A 15,137-nucleotide genomic window follows, 5' to 3' on the forward strand; every position below is an offset into this window, starting at 1 on the left:
GGTCCACAGCGTTGCCGCCGATGTGCAACGATGCGCTGATGCGGGGTCTTGACTGAGCTTTTCATGGGTGATGTCGATGAACGTGCCACGTGATGACGAAGCAATTCAGTCTAGGGTCGGGGCCCCTGCCGACTGTGGAAGATTCTTGAACAATATGGACGGGAATGTCGCAATGTGGTGAGCAACCGGCCTACACAGCTAGGTGCAGTGCTTATGGGCTGACTTGCGCGCCCCAGAGGCTGAATGGGCGCCATGGACATGCCCCTCGCGGCTCGATGAGGACACAGGACTTTTGGCGATCTCGGTCAGCTCATGAAGTATTCCGCAGTGCTGCGCCTCCTGCCCGCCCAGGCAGGCTTCGCGCAAGCTCTTGAGCTGCTTTTCCAACTGGCGCAGCTCTTTGATCCGCTCGGCTACGTGGCCAATGTGCGCATCCAGAAGCTCATTGACTTCCAGGCAGTTGTCCGTTGGCGCGTCTTTGAAACGCAGCAGCACACGAATCTCGTCCAGCGTCATGTCCAGCCCACGGCAATGGCGGATGAAAGACAAGCGCTCTGCGTGGGCGTCACCGTAAATACGGTAATTGCCCTCACTGCGTCCAGGTTCGGCCAGCAAGTTCTGGCGCTCGTAGAACCGGATGGTTTCGACTTGGGTGTTCGTCAGCGCGGCCAGTTCGCCAATTTTCATGGAAGTTCCTCAAGGGCTTGACTCTGTAGTGGCTACAGGGTTTTTAATACTGTAACGACTCGCATGCCATTCAGCAAGGACACCCATGAGCCACCCGCACACCGAAGAAAAAGCTACCAGTCACGCCTGTGGGTGTGCAAGCGCCTGCGCCACAGAATCCATCGTCATAGCCCAACCCAGGCCTGAGCCAGCAGGCATCTTGGTTTTTCGCATCCCCACCATGGACTGTGCGGCGGAGGAGGGCGAGATACGACATGCCTTGGCCAAACTGCCGGGGCTACGCAGCCTGAACTTTCAACTGGGCGCACGAACGCTGGCTATTGACGCACCTGCCGAAGCCATACCGCAAGCGCTGGATGCGATCCGCCAGGCCGGATTCAAACCAGTCCCTTTGTCTGAATCCGTCGGACACGACGACGATCACCATCACGGCCATGACCATCACCATGGTCACCAGCATGGCGGCTTTGTCCTTCAAGAAGGCTTGCCCCGGTACACCCTGGCTTTGGTTTTGGCTCTTGGCGCCGAATCGATGTCATTCTTCGCCCCACATACCTTGACCTTCACTGCGCTTGGGATGGTTCTGGCAGCTGCAGCCATTGGATTGGCTGGGTTTTCAACCTACGTGAAGGGATTGGCGGCGCTGCGCCATCTGCGCTTGAACATCAATGCACTGATGACCGTCGCCGTCACAGGCGCGTTCCTCATTGGTCAATGGCCAGAGGCCGCCATGGTCATGGCGCTTTATGCCATGGCTGAACTGATCGAAGCGCGGTCCGTGGATCGCGCCCGCCATGCCATCAAAGGCTTGCTGGACATGACCCCTGACATGGCCGAGGTCAGACAAGCCGACGGTTCATGGGTTGAGCGCCTGGTCAAGACCGTCGCCATAGGCGCTACCGTTCGGGTCAAGCCGGGCGCGCGTGTTCCGCTTGACGGCGAGATCATCGCCGGGACAACTTCGGTGGACCAATCCCCTGTGACTGGCGAGAGCATCCCGGTTGACAAGGTGGTTGGCGACCCGGTGTTTGCGGGCACCATCAACACCACCGGCATGGTCGAGGTCCAAGTCAGCGCAGCAGCCAATGGCACCTTGCTGGCCCGGATCATCCATGCGGTCGAGCAGGCGCAAGGGTCCAGGGCGCCCACGCAGCAATTCGTGGATCGTTTTGCGGCCATCTATACACCGGCTGTTTTTGCATTGGCTTTGGCGGTGGGGCTGCTGACGCCTTGGCTGATGGGCTGGACCTGGATGCAGGCCATCTACAAAGCCCTGGTGCTTTTGGTCATCGCCTGTCCCTGCGCTTTGGTGATCTCCACCCCGGTGACGGTGGTGAGTGGTCTGGCTGCGGCCGCGCGCCGTGGCATCCTGATCAAGGGCGGCATCCATCTGGAAGGGGCCCGCAAGATCAAGGCCATTGCGCTGGACAAGACGGGCACGATCACGCTGGGCAAGCCCCAACTGGTGGCGACCGACGTCCTGCCCAATGGCCCGGACGCATCGCAAGTTTTGCGTTGGGCATCGGACTTGGCAGGTCATTCTGACCATCCCGTCTCCCAAGCCATTGCACAAGGCCTGGGACTTCAAGGCAACGGACAACTTGAAGGCTTTACCGCCCTGCCGGGTCGCGGCATCGAGGCCAAAACCAGCGGCTTTGCATTGATGTTGGGGAATCACCGCCTGATCGAAGAGCGTGGGCTTTGCAGCCCGCTGATCGAGGCCCGATTGGCCGACCACGAAGCGCAGGGGCGAACGGTCACGATGCTGGCGTCCTCCACCCAAGTTTTGGCGATCTTCGCCGTGGCCGACACCATCAAGGAGAGTTCGCGCCAGGCCATCGCGGAACTGCACGCCCTTGGCGTGGCGTCGGTCATGCTCACCGGTGACAACGTGGCCACAGCCAAGGCGATTGCCAAAGAAGCGGGTATTGACGATGCGCGCGGTAATTTGCTGCCAGAGGACAAGCTTGCCGCCATCGAGGCACTGCAAAAACACTATGGCACTGTCGCCATGACCGGCGATGGCATCAACGACGCCCCGGCACTCGCTCGCGCCAACATCGGTTTTGCCATGGGTGGGGCGGGGACAGATACCGCCATGGAAGCGGCTGACGTGGTGATCATGAACGACGATCTGCGCCGCATTCCCGAAGCCATACGCCTGTCGCGCAACATGCAGGCCATTCTCTGGCAAAACATCGCTTTGGCTTTGGGTATCAAAGCGGTGTTCCTCTTGCTGGCGTTGTTCAATGGCGCCACCATGTGGATGGCGGTCTTCGCCGATATGGGCGCCAGCCTGTTGGTCGTGTTCAATGGATTGCGCATTTTGCGCAGCAACTCTTCAACGGCGTGTTAGCCATGCAGTCAACCCCCTCCAAAATCCCGACAGGCATCTGGGTCCTGGGCTTTGTCAGCATGCTCATGGACATCTCCTCCGAGATGGTTCACAGCCTGCTGCCGATGTTTTTGGCGGGCACGCTGGGCATGTCCATGTTGTCCATCGGCATCATCGAAGGTCTGGCCGAATCCACTGCGTTGATCGTCAAGGTCTTCTCTGGGGCGCTCAGTGATTGGCTGGGCAAACGTAAAGGTTTGGCGCTTGTTGGGTACGCGATGGGCGCCTTCAGCAAACCGCTGTTTGCCATGGCCTCTGGCGCAGGCTTGGTGGTTGCCGCCCGGCTGATTGACCGCGTTGGCAAAGGCATCCGCGGCGCGCCGCGCGATGCGCTGGTTGCCGACATCGCGCCGCCGGACATACGGGGGGCGGCCTTTGGCCTGCGGCAATCTCTGGATACGGTGGGCGCGTTTCTCGGGCCCTTGTTGGCCACGGGCCTCATGCTGCTGTGGGCCAACGACTTTCGTGCCGTGTTCTGGGTCGCCGTCATTCCGGGCTTGATGGCCGTGGCACTGTTGGCATGGGGGGTGCGCGAGCCGCAAAGGCACAGCGGCGACAAGCGCACGAATCCGATCAAGCACGACAACCTGCGCCGCTTGGGGGCGGCCTATGGGTGGGTCGTGGCCCTGGGCGCGATTTTCACACTGGCCCGGTTCAGCGAGGCCTTTCTGGTTTTGCGTGCACAGCAACTGGGGGTTGCCATGGCTTGGGTCCCGCTGGTCATGGTGGCGATGAACTTGGTGTATTCGGCATCGGCCTACCCCTTCGGGAAGCTCTCGGACCGTGTGTCCCATTCGGCCCTGCTGGGCTGGGGACTGGTCGTGCTGGTGGCATCCGATGTGCTGCTGGCAACAGCCACCGGCTGGCCCGCTTTATTGCTGGGTGTGGCGCTGTGGGGTATCCATATGGGGATGACGCAGGGATTGCTGGCGACCATGGTGGCGGAGACTGCGCCCTCGGATTTGCGAGGAACCGCCTACGGCGTGTTTAACCTGGCAAGCGGGCTGGCGCTGTTGGTTGCCAGCGTGGTTGCTGGATGGCTCTGGGATAGCTTCGGCTCATCAGCCACATTCTGGGCCGGCGGCGCCTTTGCGACGCTTTGCCTTGTGGCCTTGATGGCTCGAAGCCTCACCAAAAATCGACGCAGCTGCTAAATCCCAACGGCATGGAAGACAGCGCTTGGGCAGCCATGCTGCTCATCGGCACTTTCGCTGTGGGGCGATTGCGGCTCTGGGTCGCAAGCTGGCGCCGATGAAGGCCTGCATTCGGGCCGCCTATAGCAGTCCGGGCACACCATCAAACAGACAAATGCCAAGCCGCATGGCGCCCCACAAGACAGAGGTCTTTCCCGATTGAATACCTGGACTGTCATATCATCCAGCGACGTTCAAAACATGGCGGACTCACCGCCGCTTCAGGGAGATTGTCCGTGCGACTGGAAAACATTTCGATTGCGAACTTCAGGTGCTACCAAGACGAAGTCACCGTCTGGTTCGATGACCTGACCACCTTCATCGGCAAAAACGACATCGGCAAGTCGTCGGTCCTTGAGGCGCTGGAGATCTTCTTCAACAACGAGACCGTCAAGATCGAGTCGGGCGACGCAAACGTTTACAGTGGTAACACAAAGGTGTCGATTACTTGCGAGTTCTCCGAATTGCCGCCCAGCTTGACCCTCGACGCAGGTGCAGCAACGTCGCTCGCTGCTGAGTACCTACTTACGGCCGCCGGCACCCTCAGGATCTGCAAGGTATTCGACTGCAAGACCGCAAAGCCGACAGAGGAGGTCAGCCTGCTGGCTCACCACCCCACGGCGCCTGGGGTTGAAAACTTACTCGACCTCAAAGAGAGGGATCTCCAGGTCCTCGTCAAGAAGAAGGGGCTAGACGTTGCACTGAAGGGCAACCCCGGCATGCGGCAAGCTCTTTGGCTCAGCGAACCCGACCTGCAGCTTGCTGAGGTGGCAATCCCCCTGAGCAAGGGTAAGGAGGACGGCAAGAAGATCTGGGATCAGTTGCAAGCGCACCTGCCGTTGTTTGCGCTGTTCCAGAGCGACCGCAACAGCAAGGACTCTGACGGCGAAGTTCAGGCGCCAATGATGGCTGCCGTGACCCAGGCGCTGGCTGAACTACAAGCGGAGATAAACGCGATCCAGGCCAAGGTTCGGCAAAAGACCGAGGAGATCGCCAGCCTGACGCACGACGCATTGAAGACCATCGATCCGAACTTGGCCAAGGAACTGACTCCTCAGTTCACCCCGCCCACGCAGGCAAAGTGGAAGGGCCTCTTCTCGGTCAACATGGAAACCGACGACGGCATCCCGCTGAACAAACGCGGCAGCGGCATCCGCCGGCTGATCCTCGTCAGTTTCTTCAAAGCTGCGGCCGAACGGCGCCTCGCCAGCGGCGATAAAGCACGCAGCATCATCTACGCGATCGAAGAACCCGAGACCGCCCAGCACCCCAACAACCAAAAGATCCTGATCGAATCCTTCAAGGCGCTGGCCGGGGATGACGGCTGCCAAGTCATCCTGACCACGCACAGCCCCGGCTTCGCGGCAGAACTGCCTACAGACAGCATCCGTTACGTCACGCGCAACTCAGCGAAGAAGCCTTGCGTTGAATCCGGTGTCGATGTTTTCGAGCACGTTGCCGCGGCACTCGGCCTTGTGGCGGACAGCCGGGTGAAGGTCCTGATCTGCGTTGAAGGGCCGACGGACATCGATGCGCTGAAAAACCTGAGCCATGCTCTGCACATCGCCGATCCAAACCTGCCCGATCTCTCGAGGGATCGTCGTTTCGCATTCGTACCCTCCGGCGGGTCAACTCTGCAGCATTGGGTTGCCGAGCGCTACTTGGCAGATCTCGGCCGCAAGGAGGCGCACATCTACGACAGCGACGTTCCAAACTATGGCAACGCTGTTGCCGCTGTTAACGCCCGCCAGGATGGTTCGTGGGCTACCCAAATGTTGAAGCACGAAATCGAAAGCTACCTCCACCCTGACGCCATCAAAGACGCGCTTGGGGTTGTCGTCAACGTGGCCGATCACCTGAACGCCGACGGGCATGCTGTGCCAAAGGCTGTCGCCTTGGGAATACACGCGGCGAACTCGGTTGGCGCACCAATGAAGGACAGCACAGTCAAGAAACTCTTGGCGAGCAAGGTCTTCCCTTACATGACTGCCGACAGACTCGCCGAGCGAGACCCGAATGGCGAGGTCAGAGGCTGGATGGTGCGCCTTTCGGCCATGCTCTAGCTTCATCGCTGGCGCGCTCCCTCACTGCTGTGCCGACACTCCGTCCGGTTTCAGCCGGGTGCCTTTAGTGCTCTCCTAAACATGTAGATGTACCGCCCCCTGCGACCGGCTCAATTCAAACTTTTAACGGCTACTTGCCGGGTCGGAATGCGACTCCGATAATGTCCGAAGGGGGGCAGCGTGAATGCGCCGGTCGCAGTAGCGGTCTTCCGACGGCTATATAGCTCGCGCCGCCCACACCCATCGCGAACGACCACAACGACCTTCGGGTTGACCATTCGATCTGCCTTCGCGCGGTCATGGCAATGACCGGAGGCTGGCCGACACCGTGAGTTGGGGCGCGGCGGACGAAGGATACGAGACGCTGCACTCCGGCTGTTGATCGTACCCGTCTGGTGAGCTCGCGATGAATTTCCGCTACCAAGTCATGAATCCGAGTGGTCCGAAGACTGCTTCGGGTCGAATGCAGATTCAGGTCGACTGCTGCGGCAAGTTCGGACCACACCGGACTACCAATTAAGCGCAGCAGGAGACTTACAAGTGGCAGAAGCACGCCGATGCCTGTCATCGTCATCAGGTGCAAAATCACACGATGAACCTAACGAAGGCGCGTCGCCACTACTCGCTGAACCAGAGCCTGATGCTGATGGTCTTGGTGTGCGCTCTGTTGCCGACGCTCACCGGAATGGGGTTGGGCTACGCCTACTACCGGCTGCGTGTCGAGCAAGTGGAGATGACCACGGTGCTCGCGGCCAGAACAGTCTTGGCGCGGTTGGAGCAGGAGCTGGCCAAGATCGAGGCTTCACTCAAGGTCCTCGCTTCGACGGAATCCCTGGTGGGCGGGGACTTGGTGAAATTTCATAAGGATGCTCGCAACGCCTTGCCAGCTGGAGTTGTTTATAACTACATCCTGACGGATCCCTCGGGCCGGCAGATTCTCAACACCCTGCGACCAATTGGTGCTTCATTGCCGCAGCAGGGCACACCACGTCAGCTTGATCGCGTGTTCAGTGATCGAGTCACGGTCTTGACCGATTTTTTCATCGGTCCAGTTACGGGTGAGCCCGCTATCGCCATGGGGGTTCCCGTCATGCGGGGTGACGAGGTGGTCTATAGCCTGAATGTTGGTTTGGCGCCTGCACGCGTTGCAGAGATACTCAATGGGGTTCGATTGCCCGATGGCTGGCTGGCTGCGGTTTTGGACGGCAGCGGCACCATCGTCGCTCGCTCGCGCGATGCGCAACGCTTTGTCGGACAGAAGGCGGTACTCGAAATTGCGGCCACCCAATCGGGGCCACCCGAGGGTCAGTTGGTTGCGATGACAAAAGACGGTCATCCGGCTGTGAATGGCTACTCCCGCTCAAGCCTTTGGGGATGGACGGTTGCCGTCGGTGTTCCCAAGGCGCAACTCAACGGCGAGCTGAGAAACTTTGTCATCTATGGTCTTTTGGGTGGGGCAACTGGCATGGGCCTGGGGCTCTGGCTGGCCTTGCGACTGGCGCGTCGAATTCTCAAGTCTGTGCAAGAGTTGAACCGGGCTGCGCTGGACCTGAGCGAAGGCCGGCCGGTGGTGCTACCAACGGTGGAACTTCATGAGGCTGAGGCGGTTGGCCACGCGATCCAACTTGCGGCTCAGGCCATGGGACAGGTTGTGTTTGATGCCAGCCATGATGCCCTGACCGGCCTAGCCAATCGCCGTCTGTTTGACGATGCGGCGCAACGACAGGTTGCCCAATCCATGAGAAGTCAGGATCAGCTGGCTTTATTGGCCATTGATCTGGACGGCTTCAAGGCAGTTAATGATTCGCTGGGCCATGAGATGGGTGACGCAGTGCTGCGCGAGGCGGCCAATCGGCTGCGGAGCGAGATTCGTGCAGGCGATATCGCGGCACGTTGGGGGGGCGATGAGTTTGTGGTCCTACTTGCGGGTGCCCTCCGGCCAGAGGCACTGAATACGGCAGAGCGCATTGTTGTTGCCTTAGGACGCCCGTACGCCGGTGTCGCCGTGCCAGTCACGGCCAGCGTCGGGGTTGCCATGTTCCCCAAAGACGGTACAACGGCTCAATCCCTGTTCGAGGCAGCGGATGCGGCGCTTTACGCCGCCAAGCGCGACGGTAAGAACTGCGTTCGTTGTGATTGTGGGGGGGCCGGTCACCCACGAGAACAGCGCCTTCAGACTGACTTTTTTGAATAACGAGCCTGAATGGCATATTGCGATCCGATATTTTTTCTTCGTGATACAGCGTGTATCGGTGACCGGTTTTAAGCCACTGGGTCGAGGGGCGCTATGTCAGCATTGGGTCCATTGCACCTCTGGGCCAGTTGGGCGTGTTCGCCACCGATGGGTGCCGGGCCGTAGACTGGGCCCCGCTCAATCCTTGAGGCTCACCCCAAAGGTTTCCAGCTTCTTGGCATACGCGTCCCTGCGTTTGGCTGCCTTGGCCGCTGTTTCAGTGGCTGCTTGGATGGCCTTGGGGCCCTTTTTTGCAGCCGCTTGGATCAATCCGAACTTGTGCGCAGCATCTGCCTGCGCCCGCTTGAACGTGGCGATGAGTTCGGCATGGGCAACGGATGGATTCATAGGGGGAGTTTGACGTTCGTGCGAAGCAGGGCGGTTCTTAAATCGCGATTGGCCGGTATGGAAACGTCCACCTTTTGAACCGCCAGGTCGAACGATGAGCCTGGCCGGATGCTGGTTGGCAGTATCTTTTTGGCGGGGTTCGCCGCGGGGTAGGTGCCCTGACCCGGACACATGCGAACGGAAAACCCAAACTCGTCGAGGACGCCTTTGGCATACAACTCCGCCAATTGTTGAAATGTCACGAAGGTTGAGCGTTTGACGTCTTTGAACCCGGGCTCACGAATGTCACGAACGATCTCGAATTTGCCCAGCGTATCTCGCTGCGTATCGGTAAACGGATGCAGCAAAAAAGTCTGCCGCACCCCAGTCTGTTTGGACACCCGCGTGTGCTCGACGGTGATATCAGTTAATAGCATCTTGGTTTCCTCATTTTTATGCCACAGCTTGCCCAGCCGCACCAGCCGTCATGCCCCAAAAGTCCCAGATCATGTTTTTTCAAACCAGGCCACTGGGAAACCGATGCCCCTTGCGATGCGAAGTGATCGCCATGGGCCACCCTTACAGGGAGGGCAAGGACTGTAACTGAACGAAAGCCAATGGCATGTCCCTATGGCCATGTGACAGACCGCTTTGGGTCGGGGCCTGCCGATGGCAATCGCCATTCCGATGTCACCAGGCTGTCAACGGGTAGCCCTCAAGCAATCAATTTGAGCCCCGGCGGCAGCGATTCGCCGAGCAGACGTCGCTCGGTGGCTTCGTCCAGCGTGACTTTGTGGTCAACCATCTCGATCCAAACGGGCGGGGCGTTGATGCTTTGCAGGCGCGCCATGATGCGTTCGCGCAGCGCCAGTGGCAGGTCGCGGGTGCGGTCATCGGTCATGCGGGCCAGGTGGGCGGCGGCGAAGGCGGCACTCTCCTGGCGCTTCCAGTCCAGCGCCAGCAAGGTGTCCAGCCAGGCGACCACGGTCTCGGCGGGCACCACGTCGTGTGTGTTGCCATAAAACGGCTGGCGGGCGCCGATGCGGCCCAGGGCCGACAGGGTGCGGGCATCGCTGGCGGCGTCCACGGGGCGGCCTTTGGCGGCAGCGGTGGACGATTTCTGCAGGCGGCCCAGCAGCCATTCGCCAATCTCCACCTTGTAGTCCACCGGAATGCGCTCCAGCGCGGCGCCCAGGCGCAGCATGTCGTCGTCGCTGCCTTTGACAGGCTTGATGGCGGCGGCGTCGCTGCCGAGTTCGTTGTGATGCAGGTTGTAGGCAAAGTCGTCCAGCAGGCGCGCTTGTTCGGGCGCGGCCAGGCCACCGGCCACGCGGCGCCACAGCGTCCACCATTCGGTGCAGACCTGTTTGTCGCTGGCAAATTGGACGCCGGGCGCAAACTGGGTCCAGAGCTGGCCGATGCGCCAGCCATCCAGCGGGTCGCCAAAACCGGGGCGCAGGCAGTAGCCGGCCAGGTTGAGCCAGACCCGTTCGTGCTCGGCCGAGCGGCGCCGGCCTCGGGCGCGGGCCCACAAGGCGTCGAACAGGTGGCGCAGTTCGGGTGCGGCCCAGCGCTCGCGCTCGCCCAGTAGTTGCTCCAGTTGCGCCCGCAGTTGTTTGACTTCTTTGGCTGGCACGGGCTTGCTGCCGGTGCCAAAAACGTGGTCGATTTTGTCAACGGCTTGCTTCAGACGGACGCTGGCCGGGGTGTCGGGCGGGACGGCTTCGGTGCCGGGGCTGGCGGCGTTTTGGGCATGGCGCAGGTCAAATTCCAGCAACCAGCGTTGGCTGGGGTCGGCCAGGCTCACGCAGTGGATCTCGAGCGTGCCAACTTCGGTCAAGGTGGTGGCCAGTTGCACCGGGATGTTCTTCGGGTTGGATGAGCCGCCAGCCACGGTGTCAGGGGCGGTGCGGGCTTCTAAAACCGTGGCGATGGGCGGCAGGGGCTCAAACTGGCCTTGCGTGAGCGTGACCAATTCACCGGCCTGGGGCGGCGTGTGGTCGGCCTCGGCGGTGGCGCTGAGCAGGTTAAAGCGCACCGGCTGGCCCAGGCGCAGGGCAAAGCTGCGGTCGGTGAGCAAGACCTCCACGCCGGGAGCCAGCCCACGCGGCAGCAGGCAGATGCCGCGCGCAGCGGTTGGGTCGGTGGTGCTTTTGGCCGCGCCTTCCAGCAGCAAAAAGTAGCTGCGCGCCGAGCCGCCACCGATTTTGGGCGCCAGCCCGTGTTGCGCCAACGCGTAGGCGACCGCGCCGCGTGCCACCGCCACGTCGGGGTTGTCGTTGTGCAGCAGGCGCAGCGGGGCACCGCGCCATTCAGCCAGCGTTTGCGCCAGCCGCTGCACCAGCGCGTCAGCGCGAAACACGCCACCGTTGAGCAACAGGGTGTCGGGCAGGGCGTGCGCGTGTTGGCGCAAAAAGTCGGCAATGTGGCGTGTGATGGCCGGGTCGCGGGCGTAGGGCAGGCCAAAGGCGACGATGCCGCTGCGGCCTTCTCTGGCTTGTTCAGTGCGCTCAACTTGCGGGAAGAAACCGTCCACCAGCATGCGCACCACCTCGTCGCGCGTGAGTGTGACCGAGCGGCTACCGCCAACCATCCGCGCCCCGCCACCCAGCAGGGTGACCTGGGTTTGCTCGGGCGCGTCGGCGGCCAGCAGTTGCTCTTTGGCGGCGCGGCAGCGCTCCATCAGCTGGGCCAGCCGGCTGGCTGACAGGGTTTGCGTGGCCGGACCGCTGGCGGCCAGGCGGGCCTCGACGGTGTGTGCCAGCGCCAGGTCCATGTTGTCGCCGCCCAGCATCAGGTGTTTACCCACGCCGATGCGGGTGAGCTGCGGCTCGCCGTTGACCTGGTCGACCTGGATCAGGCTCAGGTCGGTGGTGCCGCCGCCCACGTCACACACCAGCACCAGCTGGGTGTGGGCCAGTTCATCGGCCAGGTGGCTGCGGTGGCGCAAGAGCCAGTCGTAAAACACGGCCTGCGGTTCTTCCAGCAGGCGCAATTTCGGCAGCCCGGCCTGGCGGGCGGCGCGCAAGGTCAAGGCGCGGGCGCCTTCGTCAAATGACGCGGGCACGGTCAGCACGATGTCTTGCTGTTCCAGCGGGCTGTTGGGGAATTGGGCGTTCCAGGCTGCGCGCACGTGGCCCAAATAGCTGGCACTGGCCTCCACTGGCGAGACTTTGGGCACGTCAGCCGGTGCGCCCCAGGGCAGGATGGGCGCCAGTCGGTCCACCGCCGTGTGGGACAACCAGCTTTTGGCGCTGCTCACCAAACGGCCCGGCACCTGGCTGCCCAGCTGGCGCGCCCATTGGCCCATCACCACTGGCGTCGGCATCGGCGCCACGTCATCAGCAGCAGGCCAGGGCAGTTGCCGTTCACCGGGCGCGATTTCGCCTTCTGCGGCGTGGTAACGCACCGACGGCAGCAAGGGCCGTGCCGCCACCTGGCCCGGCGCGACCAGTTGCGCGATGTCAAACAGCTTGATCTCGGGGAGCGCACGGCGCTTGCCACGTCCCGGCGGCTGGGCCACCGGGGCGTAGGCCACCACCGTGTTGGTGGTGCCCAGGTCGATGCCGACGAGGTATTGGCTCACCGGCTCAGGCACTAGGCGTTGCCACGCACGTCAAATTCAACCTTCCAGCGCTCGTCGCCCTGGGTGGCCACGGCGGTGAGTTCCAGCGTGCCGGTCTCAGAGGCCACGGCGCGCAGCCTCACCTGCACGATTTCGCCGACTCGGCGGCCTTCGGCGGGCAGGGTGGCCTGAATTTCGCCCAGCTCCTGCAGCTCATCAGGTTGCCAGAATTCCAGCAGAGTGCCGATCTGGTCCTGCCGCCGCACCGACGAGCCAAAAAAGCGCAGGTGCACCGGCTCGCCCACCACCAGGCCAAATTCCTGCGCCAGCAAGTCGGTCTCGATACCTTCTTCCATGCCAAACGGTGCCACACACAGGGCTTGCACCGGCGGCTCCATGCCGGGGATGGCGGGCATGCTTGACTCGACCGCCACGTAATAGGCGCGGGCCGTGCCGCCGCGAATGCGCACGCCCTGGCCGCGGCGCATATAGCCGTAGTAGGCGGCGCCGCGCGCCACAGCCAGGTCCATGTCGGCCCCGGCCAGTTCGCGCGCCGGTTCGGCGTGTTCGCCGGCGAGCCAACCGTTGAGCGTGCCCAGGGTGCGCTCTGACAGGATGGTCGACTTGAACACGCCGCCATTGAACAGCACGGCGGTGGGGTGCAGAAAGCTGGCGTTGGTGTCCACCTGCCCGGCAAAACCTTCCAGTTCAGCCGTGGCCCCGGCTTGCCGACCCAGCAGCGCCGCCAGGTGGCGCGTGACGCCCGCGTCCTGCGCATAGGGCAGGCCAAGCTGCGTCAAGCCGCCGCGGGTGCGGCTGGCCGGGCGGGTGGCGGCGTCGACCTGCGGGAAGAAGCCTTCGAGGATGGTGGCGCGCACTTCTGCCTGCGTCAGTTCGGTGCGGAGGGCGCCGCCAATCAGCTTGGCGCCACGGCTGGGCACCACGATGGATTGCGCCTCCAGAGCGGCGTCGCTCAGCAGGTTTTCTTTGGCGCTGCGACAGGCGTAGGTGAGTGCGCGCATTTGCCAGGGGTCCAGCGTTTTGCCGTCTGCGGCCAGTTTGCGGGCCACCACATGCGCCAGCGTCAGGTCCATGTTGTCGCCGCCGAGCAGGATGTGGTCACCCACGGCCACGCGGTGCAGCTCCAGCTGGCCTTCGCGCTCCAGCACGGCGATCAACGAGAAGTCGCTGGTGCCGCCGCCCACGTCAACCACCAAGATGATGTCGCCCGGTTTGACCTGTTTGCGCCAGCCGCCGCCGCTGCCCTGAATCCAGTTGTAGAGCGCGGCTTGCGGTTCTTCCAGCAGGGTCAGGTTCTGGTAACCGGCGGCGCGGGCAGCCTCGGCGGTGAGTTCGCGCGCAGCGGGGTCGAACGAGGCGGGGATGGTGACGGTCACGTCCTGCTGGTCAAACGGCGCTTCGGGGTGGGCCTGGTCCCAGGCCTGGCGCAGGTGCGCCAGGTAACGGGTGGAGGCTTCCAGCGGCGAGATGCGGGCCACTTCGGGCGGTGCGTCAAACGGCAAAATGCCGGCGCGCCGGTCCACGCCGGGGTGGCAGAGCCAGCTTTTGGCGCTGGACACGAGCCGGATCGGGGTGAGCGCGCCCCGGCTGCGCGCCAATTCGCCCACCGCAAAGCCTTGCGTGCTGGACCAGGGCAGGCTCAGGTCACCGTCGGCCAGCTCGGCCTCATGTGGCAGGTACAAAAACGAGGGCAGCAAAGGCAGCGATTCGACCGCGCCGGGGGCGCTGAGCTGGGGGATGTCGAGCACGCCGTATGTGGTTTTTTCGCCATCGCTGGCGCCAATGTCCACAAAGGCCAGCGCGCAGTGGGTGGTGCCGAGGTCGATGCCAATCGAGAACAGTGGCGCGCTCACAGTTCCACCTCGGCTTGTGCCAGCACGGTCACGTCATGGCTGGGGGTGAGTTTGGGCAGGCGTGTCTCAGTGGCGCGCCAGCCGCGGTGGCTCAGGCTGCCTTTGAACGGGGCCTGGCCGACCACGTTGCCCGTCAGGCGGATGGCGCTGGCGTCAAAACCTTCAGGCAGCGTGATGCGGCTGCCTTCGGCTTCGGCGCGCACCGGCGCAATGGTGAAGTGGTCGCGCAGCACTTTGCAGCAGCCTTCGTGCACCACGCGGGCGGCGCCGCCAATGTCGGCGTCGCTGTAGCTGCTGAGGTCTTCTTGCGTGAAGTCGATCAGGCGCGCTTCTTTTTGCAGCAGGCCCAGCAGTTGCAGGGCGGCGTCGGGCGTGGCCTCCCGCAGCACCACGGCTGCGGACTGGGCAGGTTGGGCAGCGACCGGGGGCGGCATGTTGCCGAACAAAACCTGGAAAAACGCACTGAAGGCCAGCGGTATGCGTTGAAAAAATGAGGGCTTGGCTTGGGGTGTGGGTTCGGTCATGGGGTGTTCCTGAGGGCGTCGGCTTTGGCCGAGCGAGATGGGGGGAGAGCGGTGCGTTGGTCAAATTTTAAAGGGCAAGCCTGCGCAGGTGCATAGAGCGTGCCAACGGTGCAGCATAGGAACAGACGATGTCCAGGGTGTGGAGGGCCGGGTTAGCGAAGTAATCGGCCCGCCTGCGCCGCAAATCGTTCCGAAGAAACACGTGGCGCGGGCGTTGCAAATGTGGCAAGGTGGAGCGTGGCACAGGCAAAGACCGGTGTAGCAATGGTGCATATT

The 15,137-nt window shown here is 62.5% G+C and carries 10 protein-coding genes; 4 read left to right on the top strand and 6 right to left on the bottom strand.

Annotated elements, in window-relative coordinates:
• Positions 1–198: 198 nt before the first annotated feature.
• Positions 199–687, bottom strand: a complete 489-nt coding sequence (gene cadR, locus LHU53_RS18350; protein ID WP_227334230.1) for a Cd(II)/Pb(II)-responsive transcriptional regulator — start codon at positions 685–687, stop codon at positions 199–201.
• An 85-nt stretch (positions 688–772) separates the two neighbouring features.
• Here cadR and LHU53_RS18355 point away from each other — a divergent pair, with 85 nt between their 5' ends.
• From LHU53_RS18355 to LHU53_RS18370, 4 genes are all read left to right on the top strand, one after another.
• Positions 773–3,043, top strand: coding sequence for a cation-translocating P-type ATPase (locus LHU53_RS18355; protein WP_227334231.1), 2,271 nt, complete (start codon positions 773–775; stop codon positions 3,041–3,043).
• A 2-nt stretch (positions 3,044–3,045) separates the two neighbouring features.
• Positions 3,046–4,236, top strand: a complete 1,191-nt coding sequence (locus LHU53_RS18360) for an MFS transporter (RefSeq protein WP_227334232.1) — start codon at positions 3,046–3,048, stop codon at positions 4,234–4,236.
• Between the two features lie 275 nt (positions 4,237–4,511).
• The gene (locus LHU53_RS18365) at positions 4,512–6,338 is read left to right on the top strand and encodes an ATP-binding protein (RefSeq protein ID WP_227334233.1); all 1,827 of its coding nucleotides are present in this window, start codon (positions 4,512–4,514) and stop codon (positions 6,336–6,338) included.
• 592 nt (positions 6,339–6,930) lie between these two features.
• Positions 6,931–8,532, top strand: coding sequence for a sensor domain-containing diguanylate cyclase (locus tag LHU53_RS18370; protein WP_227334234.1), 1,602 nt, complete (start codon positions 6,931–6,933; stop codon positions 8,530–8,532).
• A 177-nt stretch (positions 8,533–8,709) separates the two neighbouring features.
• Here the strand turns inward: LHU53_RS18370 and LHU53_RS18375 are convergent, their stop codons facing one another.
• The 5 genes from LHU53_RS18375 to LHU53_RS18395 all read right to left on the bottom strand — a co-directional run bounded on the left by LHU53_RS18375 (position 8,710) and on the right by LHU53_RS18395 (position 14,861).
• Positions 8,710–8,919, bottom strand: a complete 210-nt coding sequence (locus LHU53_RS18375) for a hypothetical protein (protein ID WP_227334235.1) — start codon at positions 8,917–8,919, stop codon at positions 8,710–8,712.
• Complete coding sequence (locus LHU53_RS18380; RefSeq protein WP_227334236.1) at positions 8,916–9,377, bottom strand: hypothetical protein; 462 nt, start codon at positions 9,375–9,377, stop codon at positions 8,916–8,918. The genes LHU53_RS18375 and LHU53_RS18380 overlap by 4 nt, the downstream gene beginning before the upstream one ends.
• Before the next feature lie 236 nt (positions 9,378–9,613).
• The gene (locus tag LHU53_RS18385) at positions 9,614–12,484 is read right to left on the bottom strand and encodes an Hsp70 family protein (protein WP_227334237.1); all 2,871 of its coding nucleotides are present in this window, start codon (positions 12,482–12,484) and stop codon (positions 9,614–9,616) included.
• Positions 12,485–12,495: 11 nt separating this feature from the next.
• Complete coding sequence (locus LHU53_RS18390) at positions 12,496–14,337, bottom strand: Hsp70 family protein (RefSeq protein ID WP_227334238.1); 1,842 nt, start codon at positions 14,335–14,337, stop codon at positions 12,496–12,498.
• Positions 14,334–14,861 carry a DUF2760 domain-containing protein gene (locus LHU53_RS18395; RefSeq protein ID WP_227334239.1) on the bottom strand — a complete coding sequence of 176 codons (528 nt, stop codon included), beginning with the start codon at positions 14,859–14,861 and terminating at the stop codon, positions 14,334–14,336. The genes LHU53_RS18390 and LHU53_RS18395 overlap by 4 nt, the downstream gene beginning before the upstream one ends.
• Between the last annotated feature and the right edge of the window lie 276 nt (positions 14,862–15,137).

This window comes from Rhodoferax sp. U2-2l, from assembly GCF_020594515.1.
Classification (GTDB): domain Bacteria; phylum Pseudomonadota; class Gammaproteobacteria; order Burkholderiales; family Burkholderiaceae_C; genus Rhodoferax.

Coding starts and splice junctions, on each gene's coding strand:
- cadR (WP_227334230.1), bottom strand. CDS start 687: ATGAAAATTGGCGAACTGGCCGCGCTGACGAACACCCAAGTCGAAACC.
- LHU53_RS18355 (WP_227334231.1), top strand. CDS start 773: ATGAGCCACCCGCACACCGAAGAAAAAGCTACCAGTCACGCCTGTGGG.
- LHU53_RS18360 (WP_227334232.1), top strand. CDS start 3,046: ATGCAGTCAACCCCCTCCAAAATCCCGACAGGCATCTGGGTCCTGGGC.
- LHU53_RS18370 (WP_227334234.1), top strand. CDS start 6,931: ATGAACCTAACGAAGGCGCGTCGCCACTACTCGCTGAACCAGAGCCTG.
- LHU53_RS18375 (WP_227334235.1), bottom strand. CDS start 8,919: ATGAATCCATCCGTTGCCCATGCCGAACTCATCGCCACGTTCAAGCGG.
- LHU53_RS18395 (WP_227334239.1), bottom strand. CDS start 14,861: ATGACCGAACCCACACCCCAAGCCAAGCCCTCATTTTTTCAACGCATA.